Consider the following 16,160-nt stretch of genomic DNA (forward strand, 5'->3'; position numbering starts at 1 on the left):
ATATTCAACGTTAGTCGTTTAAATTAAGATTCTAATAATAAATCTTCAGGGTTTTCAATTAGGTCTTTGATTGTTTTTAAGAATCCTACTGCTTCTTTACCATCAATAATTCTGTGGTCATAGCTTAATGCGATGTACATCATTGGACGATTTTCAATAGTATCTTTGTCAATTGCAATTGGACGAGTGATGATAGAGTGCATACCTAAGATAGCAGCTTGGCTACCATTGATAATTGGTGTACTCATCATTGAACCGAAGATACCACCATTTGTGATTGTGAATGAACCGTTAACCATGTCATCTAAGCCTAATTTTTTATCGCGAGCTTTGACAGCTAAATTAGCGATTTCTTGTTCGATTTCAGCAAAGTTTTTCTTATCGCAATCTCTTACGAATGGTACTAATAAACCATCGTCAGTAGATACAGCAATACCGATATCATAGTATTGTTTAGTAATCATGTCTTCGCCATCAATTTCAGCATTGACTTCTGGATATTTTTTAAGTGCAGCAACTGCAGCTTTAGTGAAGAATGACATGAAACCTAATTTAGTACCATCATGATCTTTGATGAATTGTTCTTTTTTACGTTTACGTAAATCCATAACGTTTGTCATATCAACTTCATTGAAAGTTGTTAACATAGCTGTATTATTAGATACTTCTAATAATTTTTTAGCAGCAGTTTTCTTTCTACGTGACATTTTTTCACGAATAACTGGTTTAGATGGTTTGTCACTAGATTTTTTAGCTTCATTACCAGAAGGTTTGTTGTCATTTTGTGATGATTGTTTAGCTTGATTTTGACTGTTGTTTACATCTTCTTTTCTAACAACATCATTTGATTTTCCAGCAACTTCACTTAAGTCAACGCCGTTAGCGCGAGCATGGCGACGTGCTGAAGGTGTTGCTTTCACACGTTGGTTATTAGCTGAATCATCTTGAGATTGATCTGATGATTGAGTATCGTTTGATGGTTGAGAAGTTTCTTTAGATTGTTGATCATCTTTATTAGTTTCATCATTACTTTGTGGAGTTTGATTATCTGATGAACCACTTGATGCATTACCACTGCCTTCACCAACAACTGCGATAGCTTGACCTACTTCAACTGTATCGCCTTCATTAGCAAGTTGTTCTGATAAAACACCTGCTTCTTCTGATACAACTTCTACGTTAACTTTATCTGTTTCTAATTCAAGAATAGCTTCGCCTTTATCTACGCTATCTCCAACATTTTTTAACCACTCTGCAATGGTACCTTCTGTAATTGATTCTGCTAATTCTGGAACTTTAACCTCTGGCATTTTGAATTTCCCCCTATTTATTTAGTAATGCTACTTTCAATAATATTATTTTGAACAAGTTTATGGATTTCTCCATCACCTTCAGCTGGTGCTGCCCTTTGGATTCTTCCATGGTAACTTAAATCGTATTTATCACCAACTAGTGCTCTTAAGTATGGATAAACGAATAACCATGCACCTTGGTTTTTAGGTTCTTCTTGAACCCATGATACTGATTCAAGATTTGGTAGTTGATCGAAAATTTCTTGAATTTCCTCTTCAGGGAATGGATATAATCTTTCAACTGCTACAAGTAATACAGATTCGTCAGGATTTTTAGCTAAATATTCTTTTAAGTCAATGAATACTTTACCTGAAGCTAATATTACTTTTTTAACTTTATCAGCTTCATAATCTTCAGCAATGATTGGTTTGAAACCACCAGAAGTAAACTCATCAATTGGCTTAGCAACTGTTTTGTTACGTAATAAACTTTTTGGTGACATAACAATTAATGGTCTCATTTCTTGAGTATCTAGGCTTGCTGCTTGAGCACGTAGTAAGTGGAAGTAGTTACTTGCACTTGATAAGTTCACTACAGTGCTATTGTTTTCTGCTGCAAGTTGTAAGAATCTTTCAAGACGTGCTGATGAATGTTCTGGACCTTGCCCTTCAAATGAATGAGGTAAGAATAATGTTAAACCTGAACGTTCGCCCCATTTTGCACGTGCACTTGATAAGAAGTTATCAAACATCATCTGTGCCATATTTGAGAAGTCCCCATATTGTGCTTCCCAAATATTGAAACTTCCTTTATTTTCAACATTGTAACCATATTCAAAACCAACAACAGCTGCTTCTGATAATGGTGAGTTATGAATATCGAATGATGCTTTTTGGTCTGGTACATGATGTAATGGTGTGAATGTGTCGCCATTTTCTTCATCATGTAATACTGCGTGACGATGACTGAATGTACCACGTTCACTGTCTTGACCAGTTAAACGAATAGACGTACCATCTTGTAAAATTGTTGCGAAAGCAAGTTGTTCCGCTTGTGCCCAATCTACTAAGCCATCTTCTTTTTCAAATGGTTCTTTACGTTTTTCAAGTACTTTATTTAATTTTTTCAGTACATTGAACCCTTCAGGATAAGTTAACATCGCGTCATTGATTTCTTTTAAGTGATCAAATGAGAATTCCTTATCATCACTTTTAAGTGGTTGTTGTAAGGATTCTGGTTTTTCCATATCTGGATTGTCCATTTTATCTGATTTGTCAATCTTATCATGTGCTGCACGCATTTCTTTTTGAACACTATCAATGACTTGATTCATTTCATCTTCACTGATAATGCCTTCATCTACTAACTTTTTACCATAAACCAATTCTACTGAATCATGCTTACGGATATTTTGATATGGTAATGGATTTGTAATTGACGGTTCATCCATTTCGTTATGACCGTAACGTCTATAACCTACTAAGTCGATGACTACATCTTTATGGAATTCTTTACGGAATTCCATAGCGATATCAATGGCTTCGATCGTTGCTTCTACGTCGTCAGCATTAACATGTAAAATCGGAACATCATAACCTTTAGCAACATCTGTTGAGTATGTTGTTGAACGGCCATCTGTTGGTTCAGTTGTGAAACCGATTCGGTTATTTGTAATGATGTGTAAAGATCCACCAGTTGAGTAGCCTTTTAAATCACCTAAGTTCATTGTTTCAAAGTTAATACCTTGACCAGGATATGCAGCATCACCATGTATAATGATTGGCATAGCTTTATGGAAGTCAGTTTGTGGCGCGCCAGCTTGTTGTGTATTATCTTGCGCAGCACGTGTACGACCTTCAACAACGGGCGCTACAATTTCCAAGTGACTTGGGTTGTTTGCTAAAGCGATTCGTTGTTCAATACCGTATGAATCTGTAGTTTTTACGCCACCTAAGTGATACTTCACATCGCCAGTCCAACCAGCAGTTAATTCTAAGCTACCATCTTCTGGCAAGAACTTCATAGGATCAGTGTGCATGAATTCTGAAATCATCATTTCATATGGTTTCTCTAATACGTGAGTCAGTACATTTAAACGACCACGGTGCGCCATACCGATTTGAATATTTTTGATTCCAGCTTCGCCAGCTAGTGTAATCGTGTGTTGTAGCATTGGTACTAGAGCATCGACACCTTCAATAGAGAATCGTTTTGCACCAACGAAGTTTTTGTGTAAATATTTCTCGAAACCTTCGACATGAGCCAATTTATTAAATAATTCAGTTTTTTGTTTATTATTTAATGTTGCTTTATATGGTGTTTCGATACGACGTTTTAACCATACACGTTCTTTATTGTTATTAATATGCGTATATTCGAACGCAATAGGACCTTTGTATCTTTTTTCCATACGAACAATAGCTTCATATGCATTATCATAAATATCAGTAAAGTGTTCTGATACGATTCCAGCTGAGATATTTTCCAAAGTAGCTTGATCTAAATCGAAATCTTCTATTTCTAATTTAGGAATATTTTTACGCTCTGGAGGATTGACTGGATATATATTTGCTTTTAAATGTCCGTATTGTCTAATGTTATCGATTAATCTCATGACACGTTTAATTGTACTGTCACCAGATTGTGAACCACCCTCATTAGCGGCTGGTTTAGCCTCGATATGAGCTTCCCCTGTTTGAATTGTACTAAATAGGACTTGTAAATCTTCGGGTACTGATGATGGATCTTGTAGGTAATCATCATATAAATCTAGCATTAACCCTAGATTTGCGCCGAAGTTTACAGGTGCCTCTGTAACCTCTCTCTTGTCCTTTGTCATATTACACCCTCCACAAAAATGTTGAAACGCTTACAAGACAATAATAGCATTATTTCAAATTTTGTTAAAGTAGATTTACCTATTATTGTAAAAAAACAGAACCAAGATAAATTTGGTTCTGCATTAATTTCATAATATTAAAATGTTGGTCATAAAGATGTAAACTAAAAGCTTAATTAGGTACACAAAATGTATGATTTACAAAGGATTTTCGTTCTAATTGATGTCTTTAAAATATGATTTTAAAGGTTGTGTAATGATCAACTTCACTTTCTACTTGAATAAATCCGCCATTTAATTGAACGATTTTATCAGCAATAGATAGACCTAAACCATTACCACCTTGGCTGCGAGCTCGAGATTTATCTACACGGTAAAAACGGTCAAATATAAATTCTAGGTCTTGCTTTGGAATACCTAAACCGTGGTCAGTAATCTCTATACTAATTTGTTTGTTTTTAAGTTGAGTCTTAATCTGAATTAATTTATTTTCAACATCATATTTCATCGCATTGTCTATAAAGATTAAAATGAGTTGTTCGAATTGATGACGGTTCATATTAAGTTTTAAAGGTTTTTCATCTAGTTCAATATCAAACGTATAGTCTGGGTGTAGTTGTTTAAGAGAATTAACTCTAGATAATATTTCAGAATTGATATCTACGAGTTCTTTTTCAACTTGGCCATTTTTAACATTGTCTTTAGTTAATAATAATAATTCTTCAACTAATTTGGTGATTCTGTTCATTTCTTCTAAAGAAATATTTAGTGATTCTTCTAGCACGGCTGGATCTTTTTTACCCCATCTTTGAATTAAATTCAAATGACCTTGAATAATTTGTAATGGCGTTCTTAATTCATGGGATGCATCTTCTACAAATTGTCGTTGTTGATTAAACGTTTCTTCGATATGGAACATCATCTCATTAAATGTAGCGATGAGATTATCAGTTTCCTCATAGTTTGTCGTCAACTCTAATTTATTTTGGAAACCGTCACGCCGAATTTGATTCATTTTATTAGACATGGTCACAATGGGTTTGGTGATTTGTGATGAGACGATATAACTTACAATGGCAGTGATAAATGTTGCTATTAAGCCAAATGCAATGGCTACAATATATAAAGATTGTACAAGATGTTCATAATTTTCTAATGAATGAATTAATACGCTATATCCATTAAAGTTTTGAGTATGGATACGTTCTGTGATTGCTAAGTAATCAACGCCTTTATATTTAATGATTTTGACTCTTTCTGGGTGAGAAAGGCCTATATTAGAAGGTACAGATGGCAAATTTTCATTTGTTGTTTGAAGTAATTTTTTTCCTTTAGTATTAAAAATAGTCACTTCTTGAAAGTTTTCTAACGAAGCATTTAAATCTAAGGCCGATATTTCATCTAAGGGTTTGGCATGAAATAAATTGATAATATCGTCAGAACTACGTTCAGCTTCGTCTAATTCACTATCATGTAAGGCATCCTTTAAAAAGAAGATGATTACCAGACAGAATAAAACGATAGTGATAAAAGTGATAAATGTGGTGATTAACATCCATTTATATTTGAGTTTCCGTTGTTTCATCATCGAATCACGTACCCTACACCGCGTACTGTTTCAATGACTTTATCTTTACCAAAGGGTTTTAGTTTGTTTCTTAAATAGCGGATATAGACATCTACGACATTCGTTTCAACTTCAGTATTATATCCCCATACATGATTTAAAATTTGTTCACGTTGTAATACGTGATTTTTATTTTCTGCTAACACGTAGAATAAGTCATATTCAGTTTTAGTTAAATCTAATTGAGTGCCATCTACTGTAACCTCAAAAGCTTCTTTATCTATAATGATACCGTTAATATTAATAGTATCTTTTTTAGGTTGACGACGAAGAATGGCTCTAATACGAGCAAGTAATTCTTCGATATCAAATGGTTTAACAATGTAATCATCAGCACCATAATCTAAACCAGCAACTTTATCATAAGTATCACTTTTAGCAGTAATGATGATAATAGGCGTTGTTTGCTGTTGACGAATTTGACGACAAATCTCTAAACCATTTATATTCGGTAACATTAGATCTAAAATAATGAGATCGTAAGTTTTATTCAGTGCTTTGTCTAGACCAGTAGCACCATCATTTTCAATATCGACTTGATAATTTTCATGTGTTAGTTCAAGTTCAATAAATCGAGCTAAGTTTTTTTCATCTTCTACAATTAAAATGTTTGTCATCTTTGCACCTCTTAATATGGTTATGCACAATGTTAAATAAAACTCATTTAACATATGATTGATGTATTTATCTTTAATATATTCATTGATGTTGAATGTAGACATCTGATTTCGAAACTTAGTCATTGATTTCGTGAATGTTGTGAATCTACATGTCAATGATTAATTAGATGACTTAATTCATATGCCTTTGCCTCTTTGTGTATAACCCATTAATTGTATTCTTAACTAAATTTTATCATATTTTCAATCGTTACATAGTCGGTATTGAGAAGTATTTTTATTATTATTTCCAGTATTAAAAATAGCTAAAATCGTTGGTAGTTAATGATCATAAAATAAGTTTATCATTTTTTATTGTTTCTAATTGACAATGATTCTCATTAGTGTATAATAATAGTTGAAAATGATTATCAATACCAAAAAGAACTTTCCCCCCCCACATATATTTCGTTCTTAAGGATTGGTCATTTTCATATAATCCCCTTTTATATGCCCGTAAAAGACTAACGTTGAAAAACGTTTTAATAAAGCAGTAGACCTTTAGACACTTGAGGTTTACTGCTTTTTTAGTTCCGCTAATGATGACAATTAATGATAAAAGAAAGCACCACATTTCCTTAAGTTGAAATGTGGTGCTTCACTGTCTTATTTTATTTTGTTAATTGCTCATTTAAGATTAGTGTTGATAATACAATACTAAATGCGCCACCAATGATTCCTGCAATAATATCAGTTGGATAATGTACACCTAAATACACACGTGATGTTGAAACCATCAAAATGAGTGAAGCTGCTAACCCTATTAAAATGCCTTTTGATAGTCCAGAATCCGTTCTGTTCAAGATATAAATGATACTACCGAAATAAGATGTTGATCCCATTGCATGTCCACTCGGGAAACTAAAACCAGTAATATCAATTAAGCGCAATAATGTTGGTCGTTCTCTATCAAAGATATTTTTTAAAACGGGGTTTAATATGCTTGATAAACTCATCACGATAATAAAGAATAAAGTTTCAATTCTTAGTCGTTTTAACATTAAATATGCGATAAGCATTAATGATAAACAAACCATAGCCCATACTTCACCTAGTTTGGTAGCACCAAGCATGATTGAAGTTGTAATAAAGCTTTCTGATGCATAAATGAATTCGTAAACTTCATTATCTATCCATTTACCTAAGCGTGATTCATGGAAGAATGCTATGATTCCAAATATCAAAGTAAAAATGATAAGTAATGAAATTCGTTTTAATCGACTCATTACATTGTCCCCCTAATTGTCTAAAGCATCATTGATTATTTTATCGAATAAATCTTCTTTAGTGTAACTTTCTTTATAAGTCTGCATTTGTTTAATGATATCCTCACGATTTGTTTCAATGTGATTCAACTCTTCTAACAATCTTACTTGCGTCAATTCTTCTTCAGGAATGGCTTTACCATAACCTTTAGACTCGAAGTTTTTCGCGTTATCAATTTGGTCGCCACGTGATTGATCAAGACCAAGTGGTATTAATAGCATTGGAATTCGTAACGTAAGGAATTCATAAATAGCATTTGATCCTGCACGACTTACTACTGTATCAGTAATCGCAAGTAAATCTGTTAAATCATCTTTAACAAATTCAAATTGTACGTAGCCTTCTTTTTTAATTGAATCGTCAACTAACCCTTTACCGGTTAAATGTATAACTTGATATTGGTGTAATAAAGCTTCTAGGTTTTCACGAATAGCATCATTTAATTTTTTACTGCCTAAGCTACCACCCATAACAAGTAAAACCTTTTTATCTTGCTTAAATTCAGTTAATTGATAACCACGTTGTTGATCTCCTTGTTTTAAATCTTCACGTACTGTCGCACCCACAAAATCTGCTTTATCTTTTGGTAAATAGTTTAATGTATCTTCAAACGTTGTATAGATTTTCTTAGCGAATTTTAATGCAATTTTATTTGCTAAGCCAGGTGTTAAATCTGATTCGTGAATGATAGTAGGAATCTTTAACGAACGTGCCGCAATGACAACAGGTACAGACACAAAACCACCTTTTGAGAATAGTAAATCTGGCTTTTGTTTTTTCAAAATTTTACGTGCGTCAAGTACCCCTTTTAGAACTTTAAATACGTCTTTCGCATTTTCTAATGATAGGTAGCGGCGTAATTTACCACTCGAAATAGGATAGTATGCAATATTAGGTAATTGTGATTCTATCATTTCTCTTTCTATACCATTTTTAGAACCAATATAAAACGCCTCATGCCCTTTGTCTAATGCAGTAGGAATCAGACTTAGATTGACTGAAACGTGTCCAACCGTTCCGCCTCCAGTAAATGCGATTTTAGTCATAAATATAACCTCTATTCTTATATGTTTTTATAATATGCGTAAAATGGTGCACCACGATCGAATGGATGGTAATCAATTTCGGCTTCGCCCACTTTAGTAAATCCAAACTTTTCAAATAATCCTTGTGCTGGTTTATTAAGCGCAAACGTATCTGTCAAAATGACATGGACACCATGGTCTTCTGTCAAATCAACTGCAAATTGGAATAATTCAGTTGCTGCACCTTTATATGATTGTGAACCAGCTAATCGATGGATTACGTATGCCCCTTTACGATCAATTGGCCATTCTAATTCATCATACCATTCTGACTGATTTTGGTCGATGACAATAAAGCCATAAATTTCATTATCAACATCTAATACATAAAGTGTTTCAGATTCGATATCTTCTTCAAAATGTTCAGTTACAGGGTATTTATCATCCCATTGATTGTTGTTGAATTTCTCCATTATTTCTTTTGCTTCTTCTACTAATATTTCAATTCTAGAAAGATCTTTTTTCGTTGCTAATCTAATCATAATCTAAAACACCTCTTTGTATTTATGTTTATTAGTTAAATACTCTCATCTTTAAATTCACGCTTTTTAATCATTTTAAACTTATTTTAACTTCTTAAGTAGTTGGTCTAAAACAGTATCATTTTTATTTGATTTTTCGACTAATTTTTGAGTGAACTTATCATTTGTTTCTTTATCAAATTCACCGTTAACAGTTAAATCATTGTCTTTTTGGAAGGCTTTAATTGCTGACTCTAAACTTGTATCAAATGATTTAGTTTCATTATCTACTTTGAAACCAAGCGCTGTTAAACCTATTTTCATTGTTTTGACATGTTTATTGTTATCTCCTAACTTATACGTTTTATCATTAGGAATCACGCTTAATGATTGATACTTAGGTGTAGCAATTTCGATATCGGGTTTAATCCCTTTACCGTGAATATAATGACCATCAGGTGTTAACCATTTCATTTCAGTATATTTTAATAATGAGCCATCGTTGAATTCACGTGTCGTTTGTACAATCCCTTTACCAAATGACTTAGAACCATATACTTTAGCTTTATGATAATCTTTGAGGGCGCCAGTAAATACTTCTGAGGCACTTGCTGAACCTTCATTGATTAATATAGATACTTTCATATCTTTGGCTTCTTTTAAAGGATCGTTTTCGGTTTTAAGCTGTTGTTTGTCATCACCTTTTTGAAGTTGAACAACTGTTTTGTCTTTATCGATGAATATATTTGCCATTTTAACTGCTTCGTCTAATAATCCTCCAGGGTTATTTCGTAAATCTAATACGATGTTACGAACGCCTTGTTTATGCGCTTTCTTAATCGCATTTTTCAATTCGCCTGATGTGTTGTTTTGGAATTTATTAATTGTAATAACACCAACATTGTCTTTTTTCTCATATTCAACACTTTTAACATGGATTGTATCACGTTTAATGGCAATATCTTTTTCTACTGAACCACGTTTAATCGTTAATGTGACTTTGGTACCTTTTTTACCACGTACCATTTTTACAACTTCATCTAATGGTTTATTTTTAATTGATTTGTGATTAACTTCAGTAACCACATCTTTTGGTTTGATGCCAGCTTTTTCTGCTGGAGAACCTTTCATTGGACTCGTAATACTGATTTGATCATTTTTCTTTTGCATTTCTGCTCCGATACCTACGAAATCACCAGACACACCTTCATTGAATGATTTGGTTTGCTCTTTGGTCATATACTCTGAATAAGGATCTTTTAATTCCTTGACCATCCCATCTATTGCCGCTTGAGAAAGTTTATCGGATTTTTCATTTTTATAGTAATCTTTATTTAATGTTTTATAGACATATTCAATTTTATGTAAATTAGCACGTTGTTCCTTATTCAGACCACTCATTTGATGACTGATTAACAATGTAGCTGCAACGGTAATTGCTACAGTAATCAAAATAATGCCAATAATGAGTATAATCAAATGCCATAATTTAAGATGAATTTTCTTTTGAACTTTATCTTTTGTTTTCTGCTGTTTTAAATCTTGTTGATCTTGTTCGATTTGTTCGTCTTTATCATTCGTCACATAATCACTCCCTTAATCTATGGTGACCATTCAAATAGATGTCTTACATTGAAACATCTTTATTACATTATTATTCTAGTATGTTGCATTTTATTTAACTAGCAATTTGATTTCCAAAAAAGGTACTTATAGTATGTATGGATTAATTTAGAAAATCAACTGAAATATCAATGATTAAAGCACATGATAAATTGATTTTAAGATGCAATTTAAAAGTATAAAAGAAAAGAGGTTGAGACAATAAGGTTTAATGCTCTAGAAACCGATTCAATGGTATCTATAAAGTAGGTTTGAAAGATTTGCTATCACGATTCAACAAATATGGTATTATCATATTTGTTTATCATTTTAAGCAATTCAAATCTTAAACGCTTACGTCCCGACCTCTTTAAATGTGTATGCTAAAATTTTAACCATTCAGTGTATTCTTCGTATAAATCATCAAACACAGACATAGATAATGTAAAATCTCCATGCGTTTCTATATAGTCAGACAGAGTATTGAAATCATTCTCATGACGCGGAAATGCTAAATCTTCAAAAATTTGTTCAGCTAAGCGCCCTTTATCATCTTTTCTACCTCTAACTGTCATAGCAAATTGATAAAATGAATAGTTCTTCATTAGTTCATAGTCACATCAATAACTTTTGTTTCGCCTTTAACAACTGCGTTGACATCTTCAAAATGAATTGATGCTGTTTGATCAGAGTTAGTAATAATGACTGGAGAAATGACTGATTTTGCGTTGTTTCTAATGTATTCAACATCAAATTTAATAATTGGATCTCCAACCTTAACTGTATCTCCACTGTCTACAAGCACTTCAAAGCCTTCTCCATCAAGTTGAACTGTATCTAACCCGATATGCACTAATAATTCAAGGCCATTCTCTGCTTTTAATCCAATTGCATGTTTTGTAGGGAATACATTATCTACATTACCTTCAATTGGAGATACTACAGTACCTTCAGTTGGATTAATACCAAAGCCTTCACCCATCATTTTTTGAGCAAATACTGGATCTGGAATATCCTCGATTTTCACATATTCTCCTGATAATGGTGCATAAATTTGAATATTCTTATCTACTTCTTTACCTTTGCCAAATAATTTTTTAAACATAGTATTTCACTCCTATTTCTCAAAGTGTTGTATTAAGTCACCGTAACCTAATTCTTCTAATTTATCATAAGGAATAAATTGAATTGCTGCTGAGTTAATGCAATATCTCAATCCCCCCATTTCTTTTGGTCCATCATTAAACACATGGCCTAAGTGACTGTTAGCATCTTCAGAACGTACTTCTGTTCTAATCATACCAAACGTTTTATCTACTAATTCAATGATTTCGTCATCATCAATGGCTTTTGAAAAACTTGGCCATCCACAATCAGATTCGAATTTTTCTTCTGATGTAAATAGTGGTTTGCCTGATAGTTTGTCTACATAAATACCTTTTTCAAAATGGTTCCAATATTCATTTTGAAATGGTGGCTCGGTACCATTTTCTTGGGTAACAAGATATTCCATATCATTAAGTTCGTCTTTGTTCTTTTTAATCATGTTGAGACCCCCAATGTGTTTCTATAAATGCTTTTCTGCCTGAACCACGTTGGTATTGTTCATAGTGTGTAGGATTCTTCTTATAGTAATCCTGATGATAATCTTCTGCAGGATAGAAATTTTTATATGGTTTGATTGGTGTGATAACCGGTTTCTTAAATATACCTTGTTCATCAATTTGTTGTTTCTTTAAGATAGCAGCTTTACGCTGTTCATCGTCATGATAAAAAATGACAGGTTGATAACTTTCGCCACGATCGAAAAATTGACCGCCATCATCTGTTGGATCAAATGTCTTGAAATAAACATCTAATATATTTTCGAATGAAGTTATTTCTGGATTATAAGTAATTTGGACAGCTTCTACATGTCCTGTTTGATTTGTACATACTTGTTCGTAAGTAGGGTTTTCTACATGACCACCACTATATCCAGAGACTACTGATTCAATGCCAGGATATGATGTGAATGGTTTAACCATACACCAAAAACAACCACCAGCTAATGTCGCATAAGCCATTTGATTGCCTCCTTCCTATTCTTGTTAATAATTTACGATATTATTAGTTAGAAATAAAGATAAACGCTCAAAGGCTTTAAGACATTGAAAGCGATTATTATTTTTCTCGAACGACAACTAAACCAATAGCACCTTTTCCTGTATGCGTCGTGACAACAGGTGTTGTGATATTAACATCGTATTCTTGACAATTAAATGCCTCTGTAAAAGTGCTTTTAATTTTATCTACAAAATCTAATGCACTTGCATGTGTGATGCCTACTGATTTAATTTTATGATTTTCTATGAATTCTGAAATTTCTTTTTTTAGATAATTAATACTAGTATTTTGAGTTCTCGCGTTATGTACTAATTCTAATTTGCCATCACTTAAAGTACCTATTGGTTTGATTTTCATGATATTACCAATAAGTCCTTTAGTCTTACTTACACGGCCACCTTTAATCAGTTGATTTAATTGTCCAATGACTACAAATAACTTAGTGTTTTCTTGTAATTCTTTAACGCTTTTTACAATGTCAGTTGTAGATGTACCTTGTTCGATCAATTCAACAATATGTTTAATTTGATATGCTAAACCATTTGAAATTGATTTAGAATCAATGACTGTTACATTTGCATCTACCATTTCACTCGCTTGATATGCAGTGTTATATGTACCACTTAAGCCAGATGACATGTGAATACTAATAATCTCTACATCGTCTCCTGCAAGTTCTTCATATAGGTTGATAAATTCACCGATAGCAGGTTGACTTGTCTTAACATCAGCATCTTGTTCCATATATTCAATATATTCTTCAGAAGTAATTTCAATTTGATCAATATATGATTTACCATCAATCGTAACATTCAAAGGTATAACATTAATTGAATTCTCCTTTAAATAGCTTTGGGGTAAATCTGATGTAGAATCCGTAACGATAACTTGCTTAACCATAAATAACTCCTCCTATGACTTTTTCCTTATTAAATGTAAAAATGTGTGTGGAATTGTACTTTTTTCATCTAGTTTCCCTTCAACTGATGACTCAACTTCCCATTCTTCAAAAGTGTAAGGAGGAAAGAATGTATCACCTTGAAATTTTCCATCTACCACAGTAATAAACATATCGTCTACTTTATCGATCATTTCTTCAAATAGTGTTTGACCACCAAAAATAAATACGTGGCCTTCTAAATGTTGAATCTCTTCAAAAGAATGAATGACATCCACACCCTCGGGATGAAATGACTTATTTTTAGTCAAAACCACATTTCGTCTGTTGGGTAAAGGTTTTCCAATTGATTCATACGTTTTTCGGCCCATTACTAACGTATGGCCTGTCGTTAATTGTTTAACGTGTTTAAGGTCGTTAGGTAAGTGCCATGGTAATTGATTTTGGTACCCTATGACTCTTTGTTGATCGTGTGCGACTAAAATAGATAATGTCATTTCGTTGTCCTCCTTGGTATGTGGGCATTAATACATCAGTTTCATAAATTTAATGTAACATAAATTGAATGCAATTCGTTACAATAACGTCGTTGATACTGATAATTTTATGATAAAAATTGAAAAATTTCTCATAATTATACTAAGATACAAAAAATATTTTAAATACTAAACAGCTATAGGTGCTTTGATAGCTGGATGTGATTCATAATTGATTAATTCTATGTCTTCGTAATTAATATCAAATATTGATTTATCAGTGTTAATCTTAATTTGTGGTGGATTGAAACTATCTCGAGATAATTGTGTTTCGACTGCATCCATGTGATTAGAATAAATATGTGCATCACCAAAAGTATGAATAAATTCACCAACTTCGAGACCACATTCTTTAGCAATGAGATGAGTAAGTAATGCATAACTTGCAATATTAAATGGTACGCCTAAGAAGATATCGGCACTACGTTGATATAATTGACAACTTAATTTTCCATCTTGTACATAAAACTGGAACATCGTATGGCATGGTGGTAACGCCATAGTATCAATCTCAGTAGGATTCCAAGCAGACACGATATGTCGTCTTGAATTAGGATGTTGTTTGATTTGTTCAATCACAGTTTTAAGTTGGTCAACATGATTACCATCTTTGTCTTCCCAATCTCTCCATTGTTTACCATATACATTGCCCAAATCACCGTATTTTTGTGCAAATGTATCATCGTTTAAAATATTTTCTTTGAATTTTTTTATTTCAGCTTTATATAATTCATTAAATTCACTATCTTGTAGAGAACGATGTCCGAAGTTTGTCATATCTGGTCCATGATAGTCTTCTGAGTTGATGTAATTTTCAAAAGCCCATTCGTTCCAAATATTATTATTATATTGAAGAAGATATTTTATATTTGTATCTCCTTTAATAAACCATAGTAATTCTGTTGCAACGAGTTTAAAAGATACTTTTTTAGTGGTTAATAATGGAAATCCCTTAGACAAATCAAATCTTAGTTGATGTCCAAATTTAGAAATGGTTCCTGTATGTGTACGATCATCTCTTTGATTTCCTATTTTTAGAATTTCTTCACAGAGACCGTGGTAAGCTGCATCAAATGAATTGAGCATAATGATGACATCCTTTCTTAATAGTGTGTATTGATGTATCTTTGGCATGACTACCAACATTTAACATTAATTTTATTATACTGAGATTTAATCGTTGAAAAAAGTAGTAAGCCAGATATGTGTAAAATTTAATTTATTTAGTCAAAAAAGAATACAAAAAGAGTAGCACAGCTTCGCACCTCAAAGTGTTCTAAGAAAACTGTACTACTCTTACTACCCTATAATTATCATTAATATGTGATGAAATTTGATTATTTTACGTCACAATGATCATCAAAAGCATCTTTTAAGTCCATTGCAATGTCATTGATATCTCTACCTTCGATATGCTCTCTTGGCATAAAATGGACTAGATTTTGACCTTTAAATAATGCAAATGATGGACTGGATGGTACTTGTTGAATATATTCACGCATTGTTGCGGTTGCTTCTTTATCTTGTCCGGCAAATACAGTGACTTTATTTGTTGGTTTCGCTTCGTTTTGTTCTGCAACTGCAACGGCTGCTGGTCGTGCTAATCCGGCAGCACAACCACAAGTAGAGTTGATAACGACGAAAGTTGTGTCATTATCATTGACTTGTTTCATGTATGATTCAACAGCTTCACTCGTTTCTAAACTTTCAAATTGGTGATCTGTTAGTTCAGAACGCATTTGTTGAGCGAGTTCTTTCATATATTGTTCATATGCATTCATATTGATA

Annotated in this window: 16 protein-coding genes and 1 pseudogene; all 17 read right to left on the reverse strand. The window is 32.7% G+C overall.

Annotated features, from left to right (window positions below):
- Positions 1 to 23: 23 nt before the first annotated feature.
- The 17 genes and pseudogenes from sucB to brxA all read right to left on the reverse strand — a co-directional run bounded on the left by sucB (position 24) and on the right by brxA (position 16,153).
- Entirely contained in the window at positions 24 to 1,310 is a 1,287-nt protein-coding gene (gene sucB / locus AC2D8K_RS00645; RefSeq protein ID WP_002451186.1) for a dihydrolipoyllysine-residue succinyltransferase, read from the reverse strand.
- Between the two features lie 17 nt (positions 1,311 to 1,327).
- Complete coding sequence (locus tag AC2D8K_RS00650) at positions 1,328 to 4,132, reverse strand: 2-oxoglutarate dehydrogenase E1 component (protein ID WP_002451185.1); 2,805 nt, start codon at positions 4,130 to 4,132, stop codon at positions 1,328 to 1,330.
- Between the two features lie 229 nt (positions 4,133 to 4,361).
- Complete coding sequence (locus AC2D8K_RS00655; protein WP_002451183.1) at positions 4,362 to 5,720, reverse strand: HAMP domain-containing sensor histidine kinase; 1,359 nt, start codon at positions 5,718 to 5,720, stop codon at positions 4,362 to 4,364.
- Positions 5,717 to 6,376 (reverse strand): response regulator transcription factor, encoded by a 660-nt coding sequence (locus tag AC2D8K_RS00660; RefSeq protein WP_002451182.1) that lies wholly within the window; start codon positions 6,374 to 6,376, stop codon positions 5,717 to 5,719. Before AC2D8K_RS00660 ends, AC2D8K_RS00655 begins: the two co-directional genes overlap by 4 nt.
- A 358-nt stretch (positions 6,377 to 6,734) precedes the next feature.
- Positions 6,735 to 6,847 (reverse strand): annotated as a pseudogene (locus tag AC2D8K_RS00665) (hypothetical protein); the annotation flags it as partial.
- Between the two features lie 182 nt (positions 6,848 to 7,029).
- Positions 7,030 to 7,644, reverse strand: a complete 615-nt coding sequence (locus tag AC2D8K_RS00670) for a phosphatase PAP2 family protein (protein ID WP_002451181.1) — start codon at positions 7,642 to 7,644, stop codon at positions 7,030 to 7,032.
- Positions 7,645 to 7,656: 12 nt separating this feature from the next.
- Positions 7,657 to 8,730, reverse strand: coding sequence for an undecaprenyldiphospho-muramoylpentapeptide beta-N-acetylglucosaminyltransferase (locus tag AC2D8K_RS00675; protein ID WP_002451180.1), 1,074 nt, complete (start codon positions 8,728 to 8,730; stop codon positions 7,657 to 7,659).
- A 17-nt stretch (positions 8,731 to 8,747) separates the two neighbouring features.
- The gene (locus AC2D8K_RS00680; RefSeq protein ID WP_002451179.1) at positions 8,748 to 9,251 is read right to left on the reverse strand and encodes a GNAT family N-acetyltransferase; all 504 of its coding nucleotides are present in this window, start codon (positions 9,249 to 9,251) and stop codon (positions 8,748 to 8,750) included.
- An 81-nt stretch (positions 9,252 to 9,332) separates the two neighbouring features.
- Complete coding sequence (locus tag AC2D8K_RS00685) at positions 9,333 to 10,790, reverse strand: S41 family peptidase (protein ID WP_049424745.1); 1,458 nt, start codon at positions 10,788 to 10,790, stop codon at positions 9,333 to 9,335.
- A gap of 425 nt (positions 10,791 to 11,215) precedes the next feature.
- Positions 11,216 to 11,437: a YozE family protein gene (locus tag AC2D8K_RS00690; RefSeq protein ID WP_002451177.1), complete on the reverse strand. Its 222-nt coding sequence runs from the start codon at positions 11,435 to 11,437 to the stop codon at positions 11,216 to 11,218.
- Positions 11,437 to 11,937, reverse strand: a complete 501-nt coding sequence (locus AC2D8K_RS00695) for a PTS sugar transporter subunit IIA (protein WP_002451176.1) — start codon at positions 11,935 to 11,937, stop codon at positions 11,437 to 11,439. Before AC2D8K_RS00695 ends, AC2D8K_RS00690 begins: the two co-directional genes overlap by 1 nt.
- A 12-nt stretch (positions 11,938 to 11,949) precedes the next feature.
- Complete coding sequence (msrB, locus tag AC2D8K_RS00700; RefSeq protein ID WP_002451175.1) at positions 11,950 to 12,378, reverse strand: peptide-methionine (R)-S-oxide reductase MsrB; 429 nt, start codon at positions 12,376 to 12,378, stop codon at positions 11,950 to 11,952.
- Positions 12,371 to 12,898 carry a peptide-methionine (S)-S-oxide reductase MsrA gene (gene msrA, locus AC2D8K_RS00705; protein ID WP_002451174.1) on the reverse strand — a complete coding sequence of 176 codons (528 nt, stop codon included), beginning with the start codon at positions 12,896 to 12,898 and terminating at the stop codon, positions 12,371 to 12,373. Before msrA ends, msrB begins: the two co-directional genes overlap by 8 nt.
- 97 nt (positions 12,899 to 12,995) lie before the next feature.
- Positions 12,996 to 13,838, reverse strand: a complete 843-nt coding sequence (locus tag AC2D8K_RS00710; RefSeq protein WP_002451173.1) for a DegV family protein — start codon at positions 13,836 to 13,838, stop codon at positions 12,996 to 12,998.
- Between the two features lie 12 nt (positions 13,839 to 13,850).
- Positions 13,851 to 14,333: a dihydrofolate reductase gene (locus AC2D8K_RS00715; RefSeq protein WP_002451172.1), complete on the reverse strand. Its 483-nt coding sequence runs from the start codon at positions 14,331 to 14,333 to the stop codon at positions 13,851 to 13,853.
- Positions 14,334 to 14,501: 168 nt separating this feature from the next.
- On the reverse strand, positions 14,502 to 15,458 hold the full coding sequence (locus AC2D8K_RS00720) for a thymidylate synthase (RefSeq protein ID WP_484697818.1): 957 nt from the start codon (positions 15,456 to 15,458) through the stop codon (positions 14,502 to 14,504).
- A 251-nt stretch (positions 15,459 to 15,709) separates the two neighbouring features.
- Positions 15,710 to 16,153, reverse strand: coding sequence for a bacilliredoxin BrxA (brxA, locus tag AC2D8K_RS00725; RefSeq protein ID WP_002451170.1), 444 nt, complete (start codon positions 16,151 to 16,153; stop codon positions 15,710 to 15,712).
- Positions 16,154 to 16,160 lie beyond the last annotated feature (7 nt).

The sequence above is a fragment of the Staphylococcus sp. 510 genome (assembly GCF_057219715.1).

What these genes read in the sequence shown, in the direction of transcription:
- AC2D8K_RS00690 (WP_002451177.1), bottom strand. Translation starts at nt 11,437, where the DNA reads ATGAAGAACTATTCATTTTATCAATTTGCTATGACAGTTAGAGGTAGA.
- AC2D8K_RS00680 (WP_002451179.1), bottom strand. Translation starts at nt 9,251, where the DNA reads ATGATTAGATTAGCAACGAAAAAAGATCTTTCTAGAATTGAAATATTA.
- AC2D8K_RS00660 (WP_002451182.1), bottom strand. Translation starts at nt 6,376, where the DNA reads ATGACAAACATTTTAATTGTAGAAGATGAAAAAAACTTAGCTCGATTT.
- AC2D8K_RS00710 (WP_002451173.1), bottom strand. Translation starts at nt 13,838, where the DNA reads ATGGTTAAGCAAGTTATCGTTACGGATTCTACATCAGATTTACCCCAA.
- AC2D8K_RS00650 (WP_002451185.1), bottom strand. Translation starts at nt 4,132, where the DNA reads ATGACAAAGGACAAGAGAGAGGTTACAGAGGCACCTGTAAACTTCGGC.
- AC2D8K_RS00720 (WP_484697818.1), bottom strand. Translation starts at nt 15,458, where the DNA reads ATGCTCAATTCATTTGATGCAGCTTACCACGGTCTCTGTGAAGAAATT.
- AC2D8K_RS00655 (WP_002451183.1), bottom strand. Translation starts at nt 5,720, where the DNA reads ATGATGAAACAACGGAAACTCAAATATAAATGGATGTTAATCACCACA.
- brxA (WP_002451170.1), bottom strand. Translation starts at nt 16,153, where the DNA reads ATGAATGCATATGAACAATATATGAAAGAACTCGCTCAACAAATGCGT.
- AC2D8K_RS00675 (WP_002451180.1), bottom strand. Translation starts at nt 8,730, where the DNA reads ATGACTAAAATCGCATTTACTGGAGGCGGAACGGTTGGACACGTTTCA.
- sucB (WP_002451186.1), bottom strand. Translation starts at nt 1,310, where the DNA reads ATGCCAGAGGTTAAAGTTCCAGAATTAGCAGAATCAATTACAGAAGGT.
- AC2D8K_RS00695 (WP_002451176.1), bottom strand. Translation starts at nt 11,937, where the DNA reads ATGTTTAAAAAATTATTTGGCAAAGGTAAAGAAGTAGATAAGAATATT.
- AC2D8K_RS00715 (WP_002451172.1), bottom strand. Translation starts at nt 14,333, where the DNA reads ATGACATTATCTATTTTAGTCGCACACGATCAACAAAGAGTCATAGGG.
- msrB (WP_002451175.1), bottom strand. Translation starts at nt 12,378, where the DNA reads ATGATTAAAAAGAACAAAGACGAACTTAATGATATGGAATATCTTGTT.
- msrA (WP_002451174.1), bottom strand. Translation starts at nt 12,898, where the DNA reads ATGGCTTATGCGACATTAGCTGGTGGTTGTTTTTGGTGTATGGTTAAA.
- AC2D8K_RS00670 (WP_002451181.1), bottom strand. Translation starts at nt 7,644, where the DNA reads ATGAGTCGATTAAAACGAATTTCATTACTTATCATTTTTACTTTGATA.